16 protein-coding genes are annotated in these 23307 nt (G+C 73.0%); 9 read left to right on the top strand and 7 right to left on the bottom strand.

What is annotated here, in order from left to right; translation table 11 throughout:
- Positions 1-10: 10 nt before the first annotated feature.
- The 8 genes from ACIOHP_RS22250 to ACIOHP_RS22215 all read left to right on the top strand — a co-directional run bounded on the left by ACIOHP_RS22250 (position 11) and on the right by ACIOHP_RS22215 (position 8035).
- On the top strand, positions 11-1051 hold the full coding sequence (locus ACIOHP_RS22250; RefSeq protein WP_401890083.1) for a maleylacetate reductase: 1041 nt from the start codon (positions 11-13) through the stop codon (positions 1049-1051).
- A 26-nt stretch (positions 1052-1077) separates the two neighbouring features.
- Positions 1078-1989: a YceI family protein gene (locus ACIOHP_RS22245; RefSeq protein WP_401889958.1), complete on the top strand. Its 912-nt coding sequence runs from the start codon at positions 1078-1080 to the stop codon at positions 1987-1989.
- 103 nt (positions 1990-2092) lie between these two features.
- Positions 2093-2992: an SCO3242 family prenyltransferase gene (locus tag ACIOHP_RS22240; protein ID WP_401889955.1), complete on the top strand. Its 900-nt coding sequence runs from the start codon at positions 2093-2095 to the stop codon at positions 2990-2992.
- Positions 2989-3849 carry a sugar phosphate isomerase/epimerase family protein gene (locus ACIOHP_RS22235; protein ID WP_401889953.1) on the top strand — a complete coding sequence of 287 codons (861 nt, stop codon included), beginning with the start codon at positions 2989-2991 and terminating at the stop codon, positions 3847-3849. Before ACIOHP_RS22240 ends, ACIOHP_RS22235 begins: the two co-directional genes overlap by 4 nt.
- 50 nt (positions 3850-3899) lie before the next feature.
- Positions 3900-4616 (top strand): EboA domain-containing protein, encoded by a 717-nt coding sequence (locus ACIOHP_RS22230; protein WP_401889950.1) that lies wholly within the window; start codon positions 3900-3902, stop codon positions 4614-4616.
- On the top strand, positions 4616-5470 hold the full coding sequence (locus tag ACIOHP_RS22225; RefSeq protein WP_401890080.1) for a TatD family hydrolase: 855 nt from the start codon (positions 4616-4618) through the stop codon (positions 5468-5470). Before ACIOHP_RS22230 ends, ACIOHP_RS22225 begins: the two co-directional genes overlap by 1 nt.
- Before the next feature lie 7 nt (positions 5471-5477).
- Positions 5478-6662 (top strand): metabolite traffic protein EboE, encoded by a 1185-nt coding sequence (eboE, locus tag ACIOHP_RS22220; RefSeq protein ID WP_401889947.1) that lies wholly within the window; start codon positions 5478-5480, stop codon positions 6660-6662.
- Entirely contained in the window at positions 6659-8035 is a 1377-nt protein-coding gene (locus ACIOHP_RS22215) for an alkaline phosphatase family protein (protein ID WP_401889945.1), read from the top strand. Before eboE ends, ACIOHP_RS22215 begins: the two co-directional genes overlap by 4 nt.
- Positions 8036-8121: 86 nt before the next feature.
- Here ACIOHP_RS22215 and ACIOHP_RS22210 read toward each other — a convergent pair whose 3' ends face one another.
- From ACIOHP_RS22210 to ACIOHP_RS22190, 5 genes are all read right to left on the bottom strand, one after another.
- The gene (locus ACIOHP_RS22210; protein WP_361557362.1) at positions 8122-8913 is read right to left on the bottom strand and encodes an ABC transporter permease; all 792 of its coding nucleotides are present in this window, start codon (positions 8911-8913) and stop codon (positions 8122-8124) included.
- Complete coding sequence (locus ACIOHP_RS22205; protein ID WP_401889942.1) at positions 8910-9902, bottom strand: ATP-binding cassette domain-containing protein; 993 nt, start codon at positions 9900-9902, stop codon at positions 8910-8912. Before ACIOHP_RS22205 ends, ACIOHP_RS22210 begins: the two co-directional genes overlap by 4 nt.
- A 72-nt stretch (positions 9903-9974) precedes the next feature.
- Positions 9975-10817, bottom strand: a complete 843-nt coding sequence (locus ACIOHP_RS22200; RefSeq protein ID WP_401889940.1) for a DUF4097 family beta strand repeat-containing protein — start codon at positions 10815-10817, stop codon at positions 9975-9977.
- A 95-nt stretch (positions 10818-10912) separates the two neighbouring features.
- A complete protein-coding gene (locus ACIOHP_RS22195; RefSeq protein ID WP_401889937.1) occupies positions 10913-11425 on the bottom strand; it encodes a toxin-antitoxin system HicB family antitoxin in 513 nt (170 codons plus the stop codon).
- A 196-nt stretch (positions 11426-11621) separates the two neighbouring features.
- Positions 11622-12809 (bottom strand): MFS transporter, encoded by a 1188-nt coding sequence (locus ACIOHP_RS22190; protein ID WP_401889935.1) that lies wholly within the window; start codon positions 12807-12809, stop codon positions 11622-11624.
- Positions 12810-12941: 132 nt separating this feature from the next.
- Here ACIOHP_RS22190 and ACIOHP_RS22185 point away from each other — a divergent pair, with 132 nt between their 5' ends.
- Positions 12942-13865 (top strand): LLM class F420-dependent oxidoreductase, encoded by a 924-nt coding sequence (locus ACIOHP_RS22185; RefSeq protein ID WP_401889933.1) that lies wholly within the window; start codon positions 12942-12944, stop codon positions 13863-13865.
- On the opposite strand, the gene ACIOHP_RS22180 is transcribed toward ACIOHP_RS22185, so the two are convergent.
- On the bottom strand, positions 13855-15312 hold the full coding sequence (locus tag ACIOHP_RS22180; protein ID WP_401889930.1) for a tryptophan 7-halogenase: 1458 nt from the start codon (positions 15310-15312) through the stop codon (positions 13855-13857). The two genes, ACIOHP_RS22185 and ACIOHP_RS22180, sit on opposite strands and share 11 nt — an antisense overlap.
- A gap of 37 nt (positions 15313-15349) precedes the next feature.
- A complete protein-coding gene (locus tag ACIOHP_RS22175; protein WP_401889927.1) occupies positions 15350-23197 on the bottom strand; it encodes an SDR family NAD(P)-dependent oxidoreductase in 7848 nt (2615 codons plus the stop codon).
- Positions 23198-23307: the final 110 nt, after the last annotated feature.

Here is a 23307-nt window from a genome sequence, read left to right as displayed (position 1 = left end):
GGCCCAGCCGATGCGGGTCGTCCTGAGGCCCGGCGCCTCTGTGACAGCGGTCCCCGAAGAGGTCGAACAGCTCGGCCTGCGACGGGTGTTGGTGGTCAGCGGACCGAGAGGCGCGGAGCCGGCCGGGGCCGTCGCGGACGCGCTCGGCGATGCCTGCGCGGGGCTGCACGCCGAGGCGCGGATGCATGTGCCCGTCGAGATCGCCGACCGGGCGGTGGAGGTGGCGCGGGCCGCCGGAGCCGACGGCTGCGTGGCCGTGGGTGGCGGTTCCGCGATCGGGCTGGGCAAGGCGATCGCGCTCCGCACCCGACTGCCGCTGATCGCCGTGCCCTCCACGTACTCCGGCTCCGAGATGACCCCCGTCTGGGGCCTGACCGAGCACGGGGCCAAGCGCACCGGCCGCGACCCCTCGGTCCTGCCCCGCAGTGTCGTCTACGACCCCGAACTCACCCTGTCCCTCCCGCTGAGCCTCTCCGTGACCAGCGGCGTCAACGCCCTCGCGCACGCGGCCGAGGCCCTGTACGCGCCGGACGCCTCGCCGCCGGTGTCACTGATGGCGGAGGAGGGCGTACGGGTCATGGCTGGTGCCCTGCCCGCGCTGGCGGCCGCTCCCCGGGACCTGGACGCCCGCGGCCGGGCCCTGTACGGAGCCTGGCTCTGCGGTGCCGCGCTCGGCGCGACCACCATGGGACTGCACCACAAGCTCTGCCATGTCCTCGGCGGCACCTTCGGCCTGCCGCACGCCGAGACCCACACCGTGGTCCTGCCCTACGCCCTCGCGTACAACGCGCCCGCCGCACCCGAGGCCATGGCCGCGCTCGGAAGGGCCCTGGACACGGCCGACGTGCCGGGTGCGGTGCGGGACCTCGCCGGCGGGACCGGCGTACCTCGCTCGCTGGCGGCACTCGGGCTGGCCGAGGCCGATGTGGCGGTGGCGGCACGCATGGCGGCCGAGCAGGCGTACCCCAACCCTCGCAAGGTCACCGCGGAGGGCGTGCTGGCCGTGCTGGAAGCGGCGTACGCCGGCGGCCGGCCGCGCACGGATTTCTGAACGACCAGAACGGAAAGGTGAACCCCATGCCCCTCGGACTGCTCCGGCGGCGACTGAAGAATGCCACCGGAAGTGCCGCGGGCCTCGCACTGCCGGTCCCGGCCGGCGCGGGCGTCGTCTGCCGCGAGGTCCTCGACCCGGTGAACCAGCCGCTCGGCGGCGCCGATGTCACGGTGACCGAACTCCGCAGCCACCAGGTCGCGGCACGCGGCACCACGGATCCGTACGGACTGTTCCTGGCCGCGCTGCCACCGGGCGGCTACAGCCTGATGATCGCGGCCGAGGGACTGGAACCGCACCGCGAGAGCATCGACGTCGTCGCCGACGCGGGCCTGTCGTCCCAGCGCGTCTGGCTCCAGCCCGCCCGGCAGGCCGAACTCCCGGTCCCCGGCACCTGGCTCTTCGACCCGCCGCACACCGCGATCCGGTTCATCGCCAAGCACGTCGGTATGGCCCATGTGCACGGCCGGTTCGAACGGTTCGAGGGCGGTATCCAGGTCACTCAGGACATCGGTGACTCCCGCGTCCATGTGCGCATCGACGCCTCCAGCATCACCACCGGCAACAACACCCGGGACGCGCACCTGCGCTCCGCCGACTTCCTCGACGTCGAGCACTTCCCGTACATCGACTTCAGGAGCACCCGCTTCGCCTACCGGGGCGGCAGCAGGTGGTCGCTGCTGGGCACGCTGACCATGCACGGCGTGAGCCGGTCGGTGTCGCTGGACACGAACTACCTCGGCATGGTCAACGGCGGTTACGGCGAAGAGCTGCGGTGCGCCGCCCTCGCCAAGGCCGAACTGCACCGGGAGGACTACACGCTCAACTGGCGTTCCATGCTGGCCCGTGGGATCGCCGTGGTCGGGCCGACCGTACAACTGGAGCTGGACGTCCAGGCGATGTTCCGCACACACGACACACCTACGCCGCCCGAGTAGATCACTCAGTGGAGTCACATGGCACACCCTGCACATGAATTTCTTCACAGGGTCGAGAGTAAGAGGATGTCCAAAACTGGAGTGTTGGGCGTAGGGTCCGATCATGGACGGCCCCAACAACCGCAATTCCTCCCCCCGCCTCGCTGATCTGGCGCAACTCGTCCGTCTGCCCGCAGCGTTGAGCGTGCCCGGTGATGTCCTGGCCGGGGCCGCCGCGGGCGCCGGGACACCGCCGCCCCGCATCCTCGGCACGATGGCCTCGTCCATCGCCCTCTACTGGGCCGGGATGGCGCTCAACGACTACGCGGACGCGACCGTCGACGCGGTGGAGCGGCCCCAACGCCCCGTACCCTCCGGACGCGTCGAGCGCCGCACCGCGCTCGCCACCGCCTGCGGACTCACCGCCGCCGGACTCGGCCTCGCCGCTCTGACCGGCGGGCGGCAGGCGCTCGGTGTGGCGCTGCCGCTGACCGGACTGGTCTGGGCGTACGACCTCGGCCTCAAGTCCACCCCGGCCGGCCCCGCCGCCATGGCGGGCGCGCGGACACTGAACGTCCTGTCCGGAGCGCAGCCGGGACACCGGGTGGCCGCACTCCCGGCCGCCCTGCTCGTCGGCGCGCACACCTACACCGTCACGGCGCTGAGTCGTCACGAGGTGTCCGGCGCCCCGCGCGAGGTGCCGGCCGCCACGCTGGCCGGCAGCGCCGCAACCGCCGTGGCCGCCGCGGCACTTCCCGGCATACGAAAGCGCGGGGGGACCGCGCGGACCGGCGCGGCCGTGGGAGCGCTCGCCTACCTCGCCTCGTACGGCACCGCCCAGGTCCGCGCGGCACGCGAACCGTCCGCGACGAACGTGCGGAACGCCGTGGGCACCGGGATCATGTCGCTGATGCCCCTCCAGGCAGCCCTCACCGCGGGCGGCGGGAGGGCCGGGCTCGCCGGAGTGCTGGCAGCGGCGCATCCGCTGGCGCGCAGGCTCGCGCGGAAGGTGTCGCCGACGTGACCCCGATATCCGGGCCTTCGAACCGGCTCCGGTACGGGTTCGGCACCAACGGCTTCGCCTGCCACCGCCTCGACGACGTCCTGACCGTCCTCGCCGACCTGGGCTACGACTCCGTCGGCCTCACCCTGGACCACGGCCACCTCGACCCGTACGCCTCCGACCTGCCCCGCCAGGTCGACCGCCTGGCGCGGCGGCTGGATCGGCTCGGTCTCGCCGTCATGGTGGAGACCGGAGCGCCGTACCTCCTGGATCCGTGGCACAAGCACCACCCCACCCTGATGTCCGATTCCGATGCCGGGCGGCGCGTCGACCTGCTGGCGCGCGCGGTGCGCATCGCGGCCGGTCTCGGTGCCTCGGCCGTCCATCTGTGCAGTGGCCCGGCGCCGCGGGGCATGCCCGAGGACGAGGCCTGGAAGCGGCTGACCGCGGGCTGCGAAGAGGTCCTGGAGATCGCCGGCGAGCACGGTGTGGCCCTGGGCTTCGAGCCCGAGCCGTACATGTTCGTCGACACCGTGCAGCGCGTCCTGGACCTGCGGCGGCTGCTCGGCGATCCCGACCTGTTCGGCATCACCCTGGACATCGGGCACGCCCACTGCGTGGAGGAGCTTCCGCTGCTCGACCGCGTCGCGGCGGCGGCACCGCACCTGGTGAACGTGCAGATCGAGGACATGCGGCGCGGGGTCCACGAGCACCTCGAACTCGGCGCGGGCGAGATCGACTTCCCGCCCGTCCTGGCCGCGCTGAAGGCCTCCGGCTATCGCGGGCCGGTCTCGGTGGAGATCCAGGGCGCATCCCTGGACGCACCCGACGTCGCCCGCCGCTCCCTGGAGTTCCTGAGGGCCGCCGAGCCGTTCTGAGGCCGCGCCCCGCCTTCGACATCAGCACATCCGAACAGGAGAACTGTGCCGTGGACCCGCACACATCCGCTGCCCTCGACCGACACCTCACCCCCGACGCACGGCTCTGGCTGACGGAAGCCGTCGCCCGCGTCGGACAGGACCCCACCGCCGTACGCACCCTCTTCCCGGCCGTAGGCCGACGCTGCGGGCGCGGCCCCCTCGTCCCCGGCTGGACGGTGGCCGACGCCGCCCGCGCCCGACTGCTCACGGCCCTGCCACTGCGCGGAGCCGAGCTCGCCGACGAGGTCACCGCCCTCCACCGGTACGGGGACGCCGCCGAACAGCGGGCGGTACTGCGTTCGCTGGCCCTGCTGGAGAAGAAGGATCCCTCCTTCGCCGGCCTGGGCCTGCCGCTCGTCCACACGGCCCTGCGCGGCAACGACACCGGCCTGATCGAGGCGGCCCTCGGCCCGTACGCCGCACGCCACCTGGACTACGACGGCTACCGGCACGCCGTGCTCAAGTGCGTCTTCTGCGAGATCCCCCTCGACCGGATCGCCGGCCTGGACGAGCGCGCGGACCGCGAACTCGCCCGCATGCTCGCCGACTTCGCCCATGAGCGGGTCGCCGCCGGCCGGACGGTCCCCGCGGACGTCTGGCCGATCCTGCGCGCCCACCCCGGCACGCTGGAGGCCTCCGGGCTGCCCGCCGAGGCCGACTCACCCGTACCCGCCCGCCGAACCGCCGCCGAACGGGCCCTCGCCGCCTTCACCGGAGCCGCATGATGCGCATCTTCGACCCCCACATCCACATGACCTCACGCACCACCGACGACTACGAGGCCATGTACGCCGCCGGCGTCCGCGCGGTCGTCGAACCCTCCTTCTGGCTCGGCCAGCCGCGCACCTCGGTGGAGAGCTTCACCGACTACTTCGACGCACTGCTCGGCTGGGAGCCCTACCGCGCCGCGCAGTTCGGCATCCAGCACTACTGCACCATCGCCCTCAACCCCAAGGAGGCCAACGACCCGCGCTGCACCGGGGTGCTGGACATCCTGCCGCGCTATCTGGCCAAGGACCGCGTGGTGGCCGTCGGTGAGATCGGCTACGACTCCATGACGCCCGAGGAGGACGAGGCCCTTGCCCGTCAGCTTCAACTCGCCGTCGAGCACGAGCTGCCCGTCCTCGTCCACACCCCGCACCGCGACAAGGCCGTCGGCACCCGCCGCACCCTCGACGTCGTGCGGGAGTCCGGCATCCCGCCCGAGCACGTCCTCGTCGACCACCTCAACGAACTCACCGTGGGCATGGTCGCCGACAGCGGCTGCTGGATGGGCTTCTCCATCTACCCGGACACCAAGCTGACCGAGGACCGCATGGTGCGCATCCTCCAGGAGCACGGCACCGGGCGGATGCTCGTCAACTCGGCCGCCGACTGGGGGCGCAGCGACCCCCTCAAGACCCGCAGGACCGCCGACGCGATGCTCGCCGCCGGCTTCGACGACGACACCGTCGACCAGGTCCTGTGGCGCAACCCCGTGGCCTTCTACGGGCAGAGCGGTCGACTCGACCTCGAGGACGTCAAGGCCGACGACACGGCCCTCTTCGAGGGCAACTCGATCAAACGCGGCGGAGAGTGACCCCGCCGTGCGCTTCGGACACCCCGACGGCACCACCGTCCACCTCGCCTACTGCAGCAACGTCCACCAGGCCGAGGATCTCGACGGAGTGGTGGACCAACTCGCCGCGTACGCCGAGCCCGTACGGGAGACCCTCGGCGCCGACCTGCTCGGCATCGGCCTGTGGCTGGCCCGCGACGTGGTCACCGAACTGTCCGCCGCCCCCGACGCCGTACGCCGCCTGCGCGCCGAACTGACCGCGCGCGGCCTGGAGACGGTCACCCTCAACGCCTTCCCCTACGGCGGATTCCACCGCGAGGTCGTGAAGAAGGACGTCTACCTGCCGGACTGGGCCGACCCCGCCCGGCTGCGGTACACGGTCGACTGCGCCCGGGTCCTGGCGGGACTGCTGCCCGACGACGCCCGGCGCGGCAGCGTCTCGACTCTTCCGCTGGCCTGGCGTACACCATGGCCGGCCGAGGCACGGGACGCCGCACGGCAGGCCCTCGACCAACTCGCCGGGCACCTCGCCGGGTTGGCGCGGGAGACCGGCCGTACGATCAGGGTCGGGTTCGAGCCCGAGCCCGGATGCCTGGTGGAGAACACCGTCCAGGCAGCCCGGGAACTCGGGGGAGTGGACCCCGAGTGGCTGGGGATCTGCCTGGACACCTGCCATCTCGCCGTCCAGTTCGAGGAACCGGCCGCCGCACTGCGCCGGCTCGCCGACGCCGGGCTCCCGGTCGTCAAGGTGCAGGCGTCCAGCGCGCTCCAGGCAGACGACCCCGCCGACCCCGAGGCTCGGCGCGCCCTCGCCCGGTTCGCGGAACCCCGGTTCCTGCACCAGACGCGCACCGCCCCGAACGGCACCGTCACCGGCGTGGACGACCTGCCCGAGGCACTGGCCGGCGGCCTGGACCCCGGCTCGCCCTGGCGGGTGCACTTCCACGCGCCCCTGCACGCCTCGCCCGAGCCGCCCCTCACCACGACGGCGGACGAACTGACCGCGGCCCTGGGCGTGTTGCTCGGTGGACCGCAAGCCGTGAGCGACCACATCGAGGTCGAGACCTACACCTGGTCGGTCCTTCCCGAACACCTGCGGCCCCGCGACCGTGAGGGCCTGGTCGCGGGTCTGGCCGCCGAACTCACCTGGGCGCGCAACCGGTTCGAGGAACTCGGCCTCAAGCCCCTCTCAGGAATGGAGCCCGTCTCATGACCCGACTGGTCGTCCTCGACATCGTCGGCCTCACCCCCCGCATGCTCCGCCATATGCCCGCCGTCTCGGCCGTCGCCGACCAGGGCTTCCAAGCCCGGCTCAACACCGTGCTGCCCGCCGTGACCTGCTCCGTGCAGTCCACCCTCCTCACCGGCGCACCGCCCTCCGAGCACGGAATCGTCGGCAACGGCTGGTACTTCCGGGACCTCGGCGAGGTCCTGCTGTGGCGCCAGCACAACGCCCTCGTCGGCGGGGAGAAGATCTGGGACACCGCCCGCAAGGCCGAGCCCGGCTACAAGGTCGCCAACGTGTGCTGGTGGTACGCCATGGGCGCCGATGTCGACCTCACCGTCACCCCCCGCCCGATCTACTACTCCGACGGCCGCAAGGAACCCGACTGCTACACCTGGCCGCCCGCCCTGCACGACGAACTCACCGACAGGCTCGGCGATTTCCCCCTGTTCACCTACTGGGGACCCAACGCCGGCCTGCCCTCCAGCCAGTGGATCCTCGCCGCCGCCCGCCAGATCTTCGACGAGCACCGCCCCGACCTGGCCCTGGTCTACGTCCCGCACCTCGACTACGAGCCCCAGCGCTCCGGCCCCGGCTCCCCGCAGACCGCCCGTGAGGCCCGCCGCCTCGACGACGCCCTGCGGCCCCTGCTGGAACACTTCCGGCGCGAGAACGCGACCGTCGTCATCCTGAGCGAGTACGGCATCGCGCCCGCCTCCCGCCCCGTCGACATCAACCGCGCCCTGCGCCGGGCCGGACTGCTCGACGTATACACGCAGGACGGCATGGAGTACCTCGACCCCTGGACGTCCCGCGCCTTCGCCGTCGCCGACCACCAGATCGCCCACGTCTATGTCCGCGACCCCGCCGACACGGCGGCGGTGGCGAAGATCGTCGCCGAACTCCCCGGAGTCGACCAGGTGTTGGACGCCGAGGGCAAGGCGGCCCACGGCCTCGACCACGAACGCTCGGGAGAGCTGGTCGCCGTGGCGGAGTCCGACGCCTGGTTCACGTACTACTACTGGCTGGACGACGACCGCGCCCCGGACTTCGCCCGCCAGGTGGAGATCCACCGCAAGCCCGGCTACGACCCCGCCGAGCTTCTCTACGATCCCGCGGTCCCCGCCGTGAAGGCCCGCGCCATCGGCCAGGTCGCCCGCAAGAAGGCCGGGCTGCGCTACCGCATCCAGACCGTCCCGCTGGACCCCTCCGGCGTGCGCGGCAGCCACGGCCGTCTGCCGCAGGACCCGCAGGACAGTCCCGTACTGCTGTGCTCGCGGCCCGACCCCGCACGCGACGAGATCGACGCGACCGACGTCAAGGACCTCCTCCTGACCCTGGCCGGCATCACCGTCGACTGAACCACTGGCCCGGGGACGCCGGCGAGGGCACCGGCCGCCTGGTGCGGCCGGTGCCCTCCAGTGGGCAGTGGGGTGGGTCGTCGCCCCTACTTCGGGTCGCGGTCGAAGAGCGACTTGGACCAGAAGTAGCCGAGCGCCGTGAGGCCCAGGCACCAGGCGACGGCCAGCCAGCCGTTGTGGCCGATCTCGGTGCCGAGGAGCAGTCCGCGCAGGGTCTCGATGGCCGGGGTGAAGGGCTGGTACTCGGCGATGGGCCGGAACCAGCCCGGCATCGCGTCCACCGGGACGAAGGTGCTGGAGATCAGCGGCAGGAAGATCAGCGGCATCGCGTTGTTGCTCGCCGCCTCGGGGTTCGGGCTGGACAGGCCCATGCCGACCGCGATCCAGGTGAGCGCCAGGGCGAAGAGCGCGATCAGCCCGAGCGCGGCGATCCATTCCAGGACGGTGGCGTCGACGGAGCGGAAGCCGATGGCCACCCCGACGACCCCGACGAGGACCCCGCTGGCGACGCACTGCAGCACGCTGCCGATGACGTGCCCGATCAGTACCGACCCGCGGTGGATCGCCATGGTGCGGAAGCGGGCGATGATGCCCTCGTTCATGTCCATGGAGACGGACACCGCGGTGCCGATCGTGGTGGAGCCGATGGTCATCAGCAGAATGCCGGGCACGAGATACGCGATGTACTCGGAGCGGTCCGCCCCGCCGCCCCCGATGCCGGCGCTCATCGCGTCGCCGAAGATGTAGACGAAGAGCAGCAGGAGCATGACCGGGGTGAGCAGCAGGTTCAGGGTGAGCGACGGGTAGCGGCGGGCGTGCAGGAGGTTGCGGCGCAGCATCGTGGACGAGTCGCGGACGGCGAGGGACAGGGTGCTCATCGGACGGACTCCTTGGGCTTGTCGGTGTCGCCGGTGAGGGCGAAGAACACGTCGTCGAGGTCGGGGGTGTGGACCGTCAGTTCGTCGGCCTCGATGCCGGCCGCGTCCAACCAGTCGAGGAGGGAGCGCAGTTCGCGCTGGCTGCCGTCGCTGGGGATCTGGAGGGCCAGTGCCTCGTCGTCCCGGGTGACCTCACGCAGAGCGTCGGCGGCGTTCCGGTAGGCGTCCGGGTCGGTGAAGCGGAGCCGGATGTGGCCGCCGGGGATGAGCCGCTTGAGCTCCTCGGCGCTTCCCTCGGCGACGATCTTCCCGTCGTTCAGCACCGCGATGCGGTCGGCGAGTTGGTCGGCCTCCTCCAGGTACTGCGTGGTGAGGAAGACGGTGACGCCGTCCGTGACCAGCTCGCGGATGATCTGCCACATGTTGTGGCGGGAGCGGGGGTCGAGGCCGGTGGTGGGTTCGTCGAGGAAGATGATCCGCGGGCTGCCGACGAGGGTCATGGCGATGTCGAGGCGGCGCTTCATGCCGCCGGAGTAGGTGGAGGCGGGCTTCTTCGCGGCCTCCACCAGGTCGAAGCGTTCCAGGAGTTCGGCACTGACCCGCCGCCCCTCGCTCTTGGACAGGTGGTGCAGGTCCGCCATCAGGAGCATGTTCTCCTCGCCGGTGATCAGCCCGTCGACGGCGGAGAACTGCCCGGTGACCCCGATCGCGGCCCGTACCGCCTGCGGTGCGGCAGCCAGGTCGTGACCGGCGACCTGGGCCCGACCGCCGTCGGCGGTGATGAGCGTGGACAGGATCTTCACGGCGGTGGTCTTGCCGGCGCCGTTCGGCCCGAGCAGCGCGAACACCGAACCGGCCGGGATGTGCAGATCGATGCCGTCCAGGACGACCTTGTCGCCGTAGGACTTGCGCAGATCGATGGTGGAGACGGCGGCCGGCGTCGTGTGACCGCCACCCTGCCTGGGCGTGGGCATGACAGAAGAAGGCATGAGGCCCTCCGATCGAAGGCTGAAGTGAGAAGGAGGCGAGGGGGACTGGTGGAGCGGGTGGGGCAGGTGGCGTCAGACCTTGGCGCGGAGGATGTCGATGTTGCCCCAGTGGGCCCGTGCGCGGACCTTGACGGTGTCCTCGGTCTGCTCCGGGGCGTCGGAGGCGGCGAGCGCGTTGCGTACCTGGCCGCGGTTGGACCTGACGTCGAGCCAGGCGGCGGTGCCCTGCCGGATCCCGATCTCGATGGCGCCGTTGGAGGTCTCCAACTGGACCTCGCCCCGGGCGACTTCGGCGACACGAAGGTGGCCGTTGGTCGTGGTGCAGGTGACCGACGACTCGGCGCGCGCGATGTCGATGCCGCCGTTGGCGCCGTTCACCCGCAGATCGCCGGCCACAGCCCCGACGGTCGTGGTGCCGTGTGTGTTCTTCAGGACGGCGGGTCCGTCGACGACGCCGACACGCAGGTTGCCGGAGCTGGTGGTCAACTCCGCCTCGCCTTCGACCCGGTCGACGGTGATCGAGCCGTGCGACACGTTCAGCTGGAGCGGCCCCGTGGTGTCGAGGCGGACGTCACCGGTGGAAGTCTTCACCCGGACCTCCCCGAGCCGGCCCTCGCCGAGCACCTGGATCCAGGAGCCGGTCACCTCGACGCTCGAGTCCGCGGGCAGGTCGACCGTCACGTCGACGGCGCCGCTGGGTCCGACGATGCGGCGCTCCTTCGTCCTGACGGTGAGGACGCCGCTCGTGTAGGCGACCTCGGTCTGTTCGGCGGCCCGTACGTCCTTGTCCTTCTTCGGGTCGCGGGGCCGCACCTCCACGACGGTGTCGGTGCGGTCGCCCGCGGTGAGCTGGAGGGAACCGGCCCCCACGTGCGCGGTGACCGAGATCGGTTCGGAAGTGTCGAAAGAAGGCATGACTGTCCCGTCCTCTTGGCTCTTCAAGGTGTCCCCGCTGGTGGGACGTGATGTGGGTGCGGTGTCGATTTCCTGGGGGCCGGGCGCGGGTGCGGTCAGCGCACCCAGCCCGTGAAGCTCTGTCCGAGGGTCTGGGTCTTCTCCGTCGTACGTGGCCGGGAGCCGCCGTCGACGGCGGCCGACACGGCGCGCACCAGCCACGCGTTGACCGACAGGCCCTCACGGCTCGCGGCCTCCTCGGCGCGCGTCTTGAGGTGGGCCGGCAGCCGCAGATTGATCCGGGCGGTACCGCCCTCGTCGCCGTCGGCCGGGGCCCTGAGCGGTTCGGTGGGCGCGGCCGGCTCCGCGGGGGTGCCGCCGTAGGTGGGCGGCGGTGTCACCACGAAGTCGGGGTCGAGCCCGCGCAGTCGTACGTCGACCGAGCCGGGGGCGAGATCGCGGGTGATCTCGTCCATCGCGGCGGAGAGCACGTTGAGCATGGTCAGCCGAGTCGCCGACTCCAGGGGAGCGGTGAGCCGCTCCGCCAGCTCGCGTGCTTCGTCGCCACCGGCTTCGGCGGCCACCGCGAGTTCGCGGCGGAGGCTGTCGACATACGGGGTGAGGTCCATGACGCCATCATGGCACCACGATGGCGCCATATGCAAGCCATGAGGTGGCGCCAGTGGTGTCAGCTCTTGGTTCAAGTGTCCTGACCTGCGGAAATGTAATGATGTCTAGCTGGCTCGCGGTGGTGCCACGCGTGCTCGGGTGCCGTTGTGGGCACGGGATGGTGCCACGTGGTGCCATGCGGTGCCACGTCACGCATCACCGGAGGAAGAGCAGAAGCAGGACGCCCGCGACCGCCGTCGTCACCAGCCCGCCCCCGGTGATGGCCCAGCCCGCTCCGAACGCGGCCCCCGCCACACCGTGCGCCAGGTCGCCCAACCGGGGCCCGCCCGCGGCCACCACCGTGTCGATCCCCTGGAGCCGACCCCGCATCCCGTCCGGCACGGCCGACTGCAGAACGGTCCGGCGGAAGACGCCCAGCACGAGAAGCGCGGCGCCCGCCAGGGCCAGCCACCCGGCCGCCGCGACCAGTGAGCCGGTCACTCCGAACCCCGCGACGGCCAGACCCCAGACGCCCACCGAGACCGCGACCGCGACGCCGTGCCGGCCCACACGGGTGAACGCCCCGGAGAAGAGGCCGGCCAGCACCCCGCCGGCCGAGAGAGCGGCGTACAGGACGCCGACGTCCGACGGCCGGAAGGTCTCCTGGGCCAGTTGCGGGAAGAGAGCCGTGGGCAACCCCAGGAACAGTGCGGCGAAGTCGGCGAGATACACCAGCAGCAGTACCTGACGCCGCGCCACGAACCGAAAGCCGTCGGCGATCTCCCGGACACCGGGCCGCTTCCTCCCGGCGCAGCCGAGGGGCGGGAGTGGTGGCAGCCGCCACACCGCCCACACCGTCGCGCAGACGGTGACGGCATCCGCCAGATACAGCGTCCGCGCACCCACCACCGGCAGCAGCGCACCGGCCAGCAACGGACCCGCGATCCCGGCGGACAGGACGACCGTCGACTGGAGGGCGTTGGCGGCGGTCAGCGACTCGGGCGGCACCAGACGGGGAACGACCGCCCGCCCCACGGCGGCATTCGCGCCGAACAGGGCCTGCTGCACGCCCACCAGCACCAGCAGCACACCGGCCGACCGCAGGTCCGCGCGTGCCTGGGCCCACAACAGCAGCGAGGTCACACCGATCCCGGCCGTCGTCACCAGCAGCACCCGCCGCCGGTCCCGCACATCTGCCAGCGCGCCTCCCCACAGCGCGGCCGCGGCCATCGGAGCGAAGCCCACCAGCCCGGCCAGTCCTACGTAGGCGGACGACCCGGTGAAGTCGTAGAGCTGCAACGGCACCACGACCGCGGTGAGTTGAGCGCCCAGGCCGGTCACGAGGCCGGCCGCCCACAGTCGTCTGAAGGCGCCCCCGCGCAACGGCCGTACATCCACCAGCACCCGCGCCTCCTCGCCCGCCCGGTCCGTGCACCGATGCTGCGGGCTCCCCTTGGGGCAAGGTCAACAAGCGCTTCACACGCTTGTCATGTGCGAGCAGGAATGCCCGTCCCGCGCCCGCCGGTTGCCCGGGATATGACCATCGGCGTAGCACTCCCTCTCCAGAACCGGATCGATCCCACGGTGCAACTCGCCCGGGAGGCACATGAGTTCGGGCTACGTTCTGCGTGGTTCGGGCAGACCTTCGGGTACGACTCGCCCTCGCTCGCCGCGATCGTCGGCCGTGAGGTGCCCGGTCTGCAGGTCGGGACCGCCGCGATCCCCGTCTTCGGCCGCCACCCGCTCCTCGTCTCGAGCCAGGCCCAGACGGCCCAGGCCGCCACCGGAGGCCGGTACCACCTCGGGCTCGCCCTCGGCACCAAGCACCTGACCGAGACCGGCTTCGGCATCCCGTACGAGCGCCCGATCGCCCGGCTCCGCGAGTTCCTGACCGCCCTGCGCCTGCTGACGGAGACCGGCGGCGCCGACTTCCACGGTGAACTGCTCACGGCCTCCCCGCCGTTGCCCGCGTCGGTGCCCGGCGGCGCCGAGCCTCCGGTGCCGATCCTCGTAGCCGCCATGGCCCCGCAGGCCCTGCGCGTCTCGGGCGAACTCGCCGACGGCATCCTCCCGTTGCTGGCCGGACCGCGCGCCCTCGACGAGCACATCGTCCCGGCCGTCACCGCGGCGGCCGAGGCGGCGGGGCGACCGGCGCCCAGGATCGTGGCCTTCGTGCCCGGCGTGGTCACCGCCGACGCCGAGGCGGTCCGGGAGGCGGCGACCGAGTCGCTCGGCTTCTACGAGCGGTTCCCCTCCTACCAGCGGGTCATCGGCCTCTCCGGTGCCACCCGCGCCGCCGACCTGGCCGTCATCGGCGACGAGGAGACCGTCGCCGCCGAGGTGCGCCGCTACCGGGAGGCCGGGGCGACGGAGGTGGTGTTCACCGCGACGGACCTCGGGGGCGAGGAGGACCGGCGCCGCACCTGGAAGCTGCTGGGGGACCTGGCGGTCACGCCTTGACCCAGGACAGGCCGTCCGGTGTGACGGCGAGGCCTTCGGGGCCGGCCGGGCCGGGGTCGTCGAGCGGACCGCCGTAAAGGGCCTGCTCCTGAAGGTCGTTGCCGGTGCGGAAGGTCTCGCCGACGACCGGGGCGGACAGCAGCGGGTTGATACGGCCGTCCGAGGTCGCCAACTGGCCTATTGCGCTGTCGAGTTGGGCCGCCGAGGTGTGCCAGTCCGCACGGACCACCGCGGTGTCGCCGGACACCAGTCCGCCCGCCAGCTCGGCGAACGCGGCTGCTTCGCCGAGCTCCACCTCGGTGATCTTCTTCGCCGACCAGAAGTACGAGTTCTCGTTGCGCTCCATGTCGTAGAAGGAGATCAGGAAGTCGTAGAACACGCGGTACTCGCGGCGGTAGCGGGCCTCGAACTCGGCGAAGCCCCGTTCCTCGGGCACGCTGCCGTCGAGCGCGGAGTTCACCGAACGGGCGGCGAGCAGGGCGCCGTAGGTGGCCAGATGGACGCCGGAGGACAGCACCGGGTCCACGAAGCACGCGGCGTCGCCGACCAGCGCCATGCCCGGAGTCCAGAAGGACTTCTTCCAGTACGACCAGTCCCTGCGCACCCGCACCTGGTCGTACGGCGGCTCGGTCGCCTCCGGTACGCCCGCCACCAGACGGCTCACCTCGGGGCAGGCCGCGATCATGTCCCGCCACGCGGCTCGCGCGTCGCGCTGGACGGCCGGCGTGTGCTCGGGGGAGATCACCGCGCCGACGCTCGTCAGGTCGTCGCGCAGCGGGATGTACCAGAGCCAGCCCGCGTCGAACGCGGCGCAGAAGATGTTGCCGCTGTTCGGCTCGGGCAGCCGGGCCCCGCCCGCGAAGTAGCCGAACACGGCGAGATTGCGGAAGAAGTCGGAGTACACGCGCCCACCGCCGACCCCGCCGTGGATCCGGCTGGTGTTCCCGGACGCGTCGATGACGTACGGGGCGTGTGCCGTACGGGAGTTGCCGTCGGTGTCGGTGTACTCGACACCCCGCACCCGCTCGTCGTCGGCGACCACGCGACGCACCGGGCTGCCCTCGCGGACCTCGACGCCTGCCCGCCGGGCACCGCGCAGCAGGATCTCGTCGAACCGTGAACGCTCCACCTGGAAGGCCGTCGCGGTGGGCTCGGGCACGCGCGGCGTCATGGCGAAGGAGAACTGCCACGGCTCGGGGTCACGGCCCCAGCGCAGCGTGCCGCCACGCTTGAGGGTGAAGCCGGCCTGCTGCACCTCGTCGGCGACACCGAGGATGCGGCACAGGCCGTGGACCGTGGCGGGCAGCAGCGACTCGCCGATCTGGTAGCGCGGGAAGGTCTCCCGCTCCAGCAGCAGGACCCGGTGTCCGCGCCTGGCCACGACGGTCGCGGCGGTCGATCCCGCGGGCCCGCCGCCGACGACGATCAGGTCGTACTCCTGGCTCATACGCCAACTCCTGTTTCCCCGGTGCGGTGTCGGTGGATCATGCCGGCAGCCAGGCGCGCATCGCGGCGGCCGTGGTGTCGGCCTCGTGGTGGACGAGGGTGTAGTGGTCGCCGGGGACGTCCGCGGTGTCGTGCGGCAGGGGCCAGCGCGGCAGCCACTCCCCATCGGGGTCGATGCGGCGCATCTGCGCGGTCGGCCGGCCCCGCACCAGGAGAGTCGGGACCGGTGACGGTTCTGGGTCCCAGTTCTCCAGCACGCGCGCGTAGCCCCCGCCGGCGATCAGCAACGAGTCCTCGAACTCGGCGACGACGTCGTCCGGCAGCTCCGCGCCGGCGGTCATCAGCGCCAGCGCCCGTTCGTCGTCCCTGCGCAGCACGCCCGCGTGGGCGTCGAGCAGGATCAGCCCGGCCGGCGGCCGCCCCGACCGTGCGAGCTCGCGCGCCACGGCGTGCGCGATCGCGCCCCCGGCGCAGTAGCCCACGAGGACGACCGGCCCCTCGGACGACAGAGCGCCCACCGCGTCGACGTGTGTCCGTACGACGGCGGCCGCACTGTCCGGCACGGCCTTGCGGGCGCCGAGACCGGGGTGCTCCAGCAGGAACAGGTCGCGCTCGCCGTCGAACTGCTTGGCCAGCCCGGCGGGGACGCGATGGTACGGCGTGAGGTAGTCCGGGATGTACGCCAGCGTGGTGCCCGCGCCTCGCGCCAGCCGGACCGGGTCGACCGCGTACCGGCCGCGCTCGGCGGCGGTGAAGGACGGGAGGGCGTGGGAGGCCAGGTAGCGCAGCCCCATCGCCTCCAGCGGACCGCGCTCGCGCAGGACCTGGTGGTACAGGGGGCCGAAGGGGTAGGAGGACGGCCCGTCCCCGCGGTTGCCGTCTTCGGCACCGCTCCCGGTGTCGGCCCCGGCGTCCGGAAGGGCTTCGCGCAGGGCGTCGTGGATGTGCGCGGCCAGCGAGTGCGGCGTCGGATGGTCGAACACGACCGTGGACGCCAGCCGCACGCGCGTGAACGCGCTGAGCCGGTTGCGGAACTGCACCGCCATCAGCGAGTCGAAGCCGAGCTCCCCGAAGGCGCGATCGGTGGGGAGCGCGGCCGGGTCCTCGAAGCCCAGCAGCAGGGCGAGTTCGGCGCGGATCAGCTCGACCAGCACATCCTCCCGCTCGTGCGCCGGAACGGAGGCGAGCCGCTCCCGCCAGGCACCGGGTGCCTGCGGAGCGGCGATCGGGGCGGCGGCCGGACGCTTCGGCACCAGGTCCGTGAGGACCGGCGGGGTGGCCGGACCGCCGAGCGCCCTCAGGTTCAGCGGGATCGGCACCAGCACCGGCTCAGGGGTCCGCAGCGCCCGGTCGAGCAGATCGATGCCCTCTTCCTCGTCGACCGACAGGACACCGCCGTCGCCGAGTCGGCGCGCCGGGACCTGGGCCGCCATGCCGTCGTCCTCGGCCGTGATCCAGGGGCCCCAGGCCAGGGCCTGCCCGGGCAGACCCTGTGCGACGCGATGGCGGGCGAGCGCGTCGAGAAAGCCGTTGGCGGCCGCGTAGTTGGCCTGTCCGGGGCGGCCCAGCACGCCGGCGGCCGAGGAGTAGAGCACGAACGCGGACAACCCGAGGTCCTTGGTGGCCTCGTGCAGCTGCCAGGCGCCGAACGCCTTCGGCGCGAGCACGGTCGCCAACCGCTGCGGGGTCAGTCCGTCCACGACGCCGTCGTCCACGACCCCGGCGAGATGGAACACCGCCGTCAGTGTCGGCCGGCAGGACGCGACCAGGGCGTCCACGGCGGCGCGGTCGCTGACCTCGCAGGCCGTCGTGCGCACGGTCGCGCCGAGTTCGGCGGCCCACGCGGGCGTACGACCGCTGCGGTTCACCAACAGCAGGTGGCGCACCCCGTGTTCGGCCACCAGATACCGGGCGAGGCTCGCGCCGAGCGCACCGGTGCCGCCGGTGATCAGTACCGTCCCCTCGGGATCGAGGGCGGGTGCCGCCGCCTGGGGCCGTACCGGGGTCAGCCGGGGTGCCAGAACGGTGCCGTCCTCCAGGGCGACCTGGGGTTCGCCGGTGCGCAGTGCCGCGGCGAGGTCCGCCGGGGACGCGGGGCCGCCGCGGCGGTCGACCAGCACGATCCGGCCGGGGTGCTCGGACTGGGCGCTGCGGACGAGTCCGGCGACCGCGGCCTCCGCCGGGTCGGGATCGTCGCCGGTGGCGTTGTGGGTGAGCACCAGGAGCCGCCCCGGCCGCGTGTCGGCGATCCAGTCCCGCACGCCCGCGAGCGCGGCGGTGAGCAGCGTCAGCGCACGGTCGGGCAGGGCGGTCGCCGCGTCCGGCCCCGTCAGGTCGAGCAGTTCGTGCCGCGTGTCGCCGTCGCCGCCCGCCGGGACGGGCCGCCAGGCCGGGCGGTACACCTCGGCCTCGACAGCGGGGCGCTGGGTGGGCAGGACCCGCGTGATCAGGGACTCGACCGTGGCGATCGGCTGTCCGGCGTGGTCGGTGAGGGCGACCCGGACCTCGTCCGGGCCGAGCCGCTCCAGCTCCGCCCGGGCGGAGGTGGCGCCGGTGGCGTGCACCGTCAGTCCGGCGCAGGTGAGCGGGACCCGCGTCTCGCCCGGGTCTTCGGCCAGCAGGGCGGCGTGCAGCGCCGCGTCGAGGAGCGCGGGATGCAGGGTGTACGAGCCGGCGGTCGCCGCTTCCCGGGGCGGCAGGGCCAGTTCGGCGAACAGGGACGTCCCCCGGCGCCACAGCGCCGTCACCGCGCGGAAGGCCGGACCGTAGTGGTGGCCGTGCGCGGCGAGCCCGTCGTAGTCGACCGGCAGCCGCTCGGCACCGGCGGGCGGCCATGTCGCGCGCGCAACGACGGGCGCCGCGGCGGCCGGAGCGATGGTCGCGGTGGCGTGCCGCGTCCACGCGTCCCCCGCCCGGGCCCAGACCGTGACCGGCCGGTTCCCCGCCTCGTCCGGACCGTCGGTGACGACCTGAAGGCGCACCGGCTCCGATTCCGGCAGGACCAGCGGTTCCCGGAAGGCCAGTTCGGTCAGCCGGACCGGACCCGACGTCCCGGCCGCGTGGCAGACCAGCTCGGCGAACGCCGTCGCGGGTACCAGGACCCGGCCGCCGATCGCATGGTCGGCGAGCCAGGACTGACGTACGACGGACAGCACCCCGGTGTGCCGCACGCCCGGCCCGTCGGCGTCCGGCTGCGGCTCGCCCAGCAGCGGATGCCCGGCCGGGGCGGCGTGCCGTACCGCGTCCAGCCAGTAGCGCTGCCGCTGGAACGGATAGGTGGGCAGCGGGCGGCGACGGGCACCGCTGTCCGCGAACACCGACCGCCAGTCGACCGGGACGCCCTGCACATGGAGCGCGGCCAGCCCCGCGAGTGCGCCCCGGGCGTCGGCGCACGGAGTGAACACCGCGCCCGCGTCGGGGGCGACACAGTCCTCGGCCGCCACACTGAGCGCGGCGGCCGGACCGGCCTCGACGAACGCCGTCACGCCCGCCTCCGCCAGCCAGTTCACCGCGTCCGCGAACCGGACGGTCTCGCGCACCTGCCGTACCCAGTAGTCGGCGCCGGCCAGCGCCTCGGGCTCGGGACGGCCGGTCACCGTGGACACCACCGGTACCGACGGCCGGTGGTAGGTCACCGTCTCGGCGACCGCCCGGAACTCGGCCAGCATCGGGTCGAGCAGCGGCGAGTGGAAGGCATGGCTCACCCGCAGCCGGGTGCTCCGGCCGCCGAGCGAGTCGGCCAGCGCGGTCACCGCGTCCTCGTCACCGGACACCACGACGGACGCCGGCCCGTTGACCGCGGCGATCGCGACGCGACCGCGCGCCTCACCGAGCCGGCGTGCCACCTCGGTCTCCGGTGCCCGCACCGCGATCATCGCGCCACCGGCGGGCAGCGCGGCCATCAGCCGCCCGCGTGCGGCGACCAGCCGGACCGCGTCGCCGAGCGAGAACACTCCGGCGAGGTACGCGGCCGTCAGCTCGCCGACCGAGTGGCCGACCAGGTAGTCCGGCCGTACGCCCCAGTCGGCGAGCAAGGTGTGCACCGCGACCTCGAAGGCGAACAGCGCGGGTTGCGCGTAGTCCGTGCGGTCCAGCAGGTCGCCGTCGGGATCGTCGATCACTTCCCGCAACGGCCGGTCCAGCAACGGCCCGAACCACGCGCACACCTCGGAGAGCGCCGCGTCGAACACCGGGAAGGCCGCCGCGAGTTCACGGCCCATCCCGGCTCGCTGCATGCCTTGACCGGCGCAGAGCAGCGCCAGCCCGGGCGTCCCGCGCACGGAGTTCCTGAGCAGCGTCGGACCGTCCTCGCCGGCCGCCAACCGGCGCAGACCGGCGAGCAGTTCGGAGGCGTCGGAGCCCAGTACGGCCGCGCGATGAGGCAGGGGAGCCCTGGTGGTCGCCAGTGAGTACGCGATGTCCAGCGCGGCTTCGCCGGTCGCGTCCGACGCGGTGTCCGCGTCCGCCGCCAGTGTCGCCGCGAGCTTTTCGGCGTGGGCCCGGAGACCGGCCGCGTCGCCGCCGCTCACCAGCCAGGAGGCCACCGGCAGCCGACGCGTGGCCCCGGCCGTGCCGTCCGCCTCCGACGGCTGCTCGATGATCACATGCGCGTTGGTGCCCCCGATCCCGAACGAGGAGACCGCCGCCCGGCGCGGCCGGTCGCGCGGCGGCCACGGCCGCGCCCGGTCGAGCAGCCGTACCGCTCCCGCGGACCAGTCCACGTGCGGTGACGGCCGCTCCGCGTACAGCGAGCGGGGCAGTTCGCCGTGGTGCATCGCCTCGATCATCTTGATCACGCCGGCCACCCCGGCCGCGGCCTGCGAGTGCCCGAGGTTCGACTTGACCGAGCCCAGCCACACCGGATCGGCCCGGTCACGGTCCTGCCCGTAGGTGGCGAGCACGGCACCCGCCTCGATCGGGTCGCCGAGCGCGGTGCCCGTGCCGTGTCCCTCGACCACATCCACGTCGGCCGGTCCGAGGCCCGCGTCGGCCAGCGTCAGCCGGATCAGCTCGCGCTGCGCCTCGCCGTTGGGGGCCGTCAGCCCGTTGGACGCGCCGTCGGAGTTCACCGCGGACCCGCGCAGCACGGCCAGCACCGGATGGCCGTTGCACCGGGCGTCCGACAGCTTCTCCAGCAGCACCAGGCCCACGCCCTCGGCCCACGCGGTGCCTTCCGCGTCCGCCGCGAACGAACGGCACCGGCCGTCCGCCGACAGCCCGCGCTGCCGGCTGAACGCGATGAACGGCTGCGGGCTCGACAGCACGGTGACCCCACCGGCCAGCGCGAGCGTGCACTCACCCGCCCGCAGCGCCCGCGCCGCCAGGTCCATCGCGACCAGCGACGACGAACAGGCCGTGTCGACGGTCATCGTCGGGCCGCGCAGGCCCAGGACGTACGAGATCCGGCCCGAGGCCACACTGCCCGACGACCCGATGCCGATGTGCGACTCCAGCTCGTGCGGCGACAGGCCGGTGCCGTAACCGGCGTGCATCAGACCGACGTACACCCCGGTACGGGAGCCGCGCAGCGACGGCGCGGGGATGCCGGCGCGTTCCAGCGTCTCCCAGGCCACCTCCAGGAGCAGCCGGTGCTGGGGGTCGGTGGCCAGTGCCTCGCGCGGGGAGATACCGAAGAACAGCGGGTCGAAGTCGGCCACCCCGTCCAGGAAGCCGCCGCGCCGGGTGTAGGTCGTGCCGAGCCGGTCGGGGTCGGGATGGACGAGGGTGTCGATGTCCCAGCCGCGGTCGGTGGGGAAGTCGCCGGTGGCGTCCACGCCCTCGGAGACCAGCCGCCACAGGTCCTCGGGGGAGCTCACGCCGCCGGGGTATCGGCAGCCGACGGCCACGATCGCCACCGGTTCGGCGTCCGGGCCGCGGCGCGCTGCGGTCGTCGCGGCAGCGGGTGAGGACGCGGGAGCGAGGGGGTCACCGCTCATCCGGCTGTCCAGGTAGGCGGCGACCGCGGCCGGGTTGGGATGGTCCCAGACCAGCGTCGCCGGCAGCCGCAGTCCGGTGCGCAGACTGAGCCGGTGCCACAAGGTCATGGCGTCCAGCGAGGTCAGGCCGAGATCGGCGAACGCGGTGCCGGGATCGGCCGCCGTGCCCCGGATCGCCTCGGCCTGAGCGCACACCAACTCCGTGAGCGCGGTGCGTCGTTCGCCGGCCGTGAGACCGGCCAGCCGGGCCAGTTCCGGTGCCGGCGGACGTTCGGCGAGCGTCTCGCGCAGCACCGCCCGCCGGGGCTTGCCCGCCGCCGTGCGCGGGACGGCCGGCGTGAACAGGACCTCCTCGGGCACCTTGTGCGCCGACAGCACCTCGGCGCAGCCCCGCAGCAGACCGGCCGGGTCGAGCGACTGCTCCGCCGGCACCACGAACGCCACCGGGACCTCGCCGAGCAGCGGATGCTCCCGTGCCACCACGGCCGCGTCGCGCACCCCGGGCAGCGAGCGCAGCACCCGCTCGACCTCGGCGGGGTCGACGTTCTCGCCGCCGCGCACGATCCGGTCGCCCAGCCGGCCGGTGACGGTCAGAACGCCGTCCGCTCCGAGCCGGCCCAGGTCACCCGTGCGGTACCAGCCGTCGCGTACGGCATCGGCGGTCGCCTCGGGCCGGTTGTGGTAGCCGAGCATGACGCCGGGGCCACGTACCCAGATCTCACCTTCGCCGCCGTCCGAGTCCTCCCCGCCGTCCGAGTCTTCGGCGCCGTCCGCGTCCAGCCCGCTGTCGGGGTCGACCAGGCGGACCTCCATGCCGGGCACCGGAGTCCCGCTGCCGCCCCGTGCCCGCGGCCCGCTCACCGCCTCCATCGCGATCTTGCCGCAGGTCTCGGTGGAGCCGTAGCCGTCCAGGAGCGGTGCGCCGAGTCGCCGCTCGGCCTCCTCCCGCAGATCCGCGTCGCTCGGTGCGCCCGCGGTGACGCACAGCCGCAGCGAGGGCACCGCGCCCAGGCCGCTGTCGAGCAGCTGCCGGAAGGTGAGCGGCACGCCGCCCAGCACGGTCGGCGCGAACTCGCCGATCAGCCGGACCAGCCGGGCCGGGTCCGGCGTCGAGGTGATCCGCGCGCTCGCCCCGGCCACGGTCGTGCCCAGCACACAGAGGGAGTGGGCGTAGGTGTGGGCCAGTGGCAGCGGCCAGAGCACGCGGTCCGTGTCCGTGAGCCCCAGCCGTGGCAGATAGCAGGCGAACGAGGACCAGAGCGCGGACCGTTGGCTGGACACGGCCGCCGTCGGCGTCCCGGAGGTGCCGGAGGTGTAGAGCAGCCAGGCCGGTTCGTCCAGCCCGAGATCGTCACGGGGACCGGCCGAGCCCCCGGCCTCCAGGCTGCCCCCGACCCCTCCGAGACCGCCCTCGACTCCGAGGCTGCCCCCTGCTCCGGGACCACGCCTTGCCGTGAAAGCACCCCCAGCCGTGAAGCCGTCCCCGGCCAAGTGCGCGCCCTCGGCGATGAGTTCGTCGATGTGCGCGGCGTCGTCCGGCACCTCGCCCTCGCCGGTCACCACCAGACGCACCGACCGCCCGGCGACCATTCCGGCGATGCGCGGCAGACGCCGCTGATCGGTGACGACCACGGCCGGATCACAGTCGGCCAGCAGGTACGCGAGTTCGGCATGGGTGGCGCGCGGAGGAAGCGGCACACCGACCGCCGCGGCACGGACAGTGGCCAGCAGCCCCTCGACCAGCTCCACACTGTTGTCCAGGCAGAACGCCACCCGGGTACCGCGCTCCACCCCGAGTCCGGCCGCCAACCGGGCGGTCCGACGGTCCAGTTCGGCCCAGCTGACACCGCGCCGGTCGTCGGCGAACGCGAGCTTCTCGCCGTACCGCACGGCGTTCTCCGCGAGCAGCTCCGCCACCGGCCGAACCACGACCGCTTCCGCCAAACCCATCGGGCCTCCTGTCAGGGGGAATCCGCACCGCGGCGGATCTTGAAGCAGCGTACGTCGGTGCACCACAACCATGGCCGAAACCCGGCCAGTTGAGCGGGAGAGAGCAGTCG

The sequence above is a fragment of the Streptomyces sp. NPDC087859 genome, from assembly GCF_044742595.1.
GTDB lineage: Bacteria > Actinomycetota > Actinomycetes > Streptomycetales > Streptomycetaceae > Streptomyces > Streptomyces canus_F.
The sequence above is the reverse complement of the archived record's forward strand: the minus strand, read 5'-3'. Positions and strand labels throughout refer to the sequence as shown.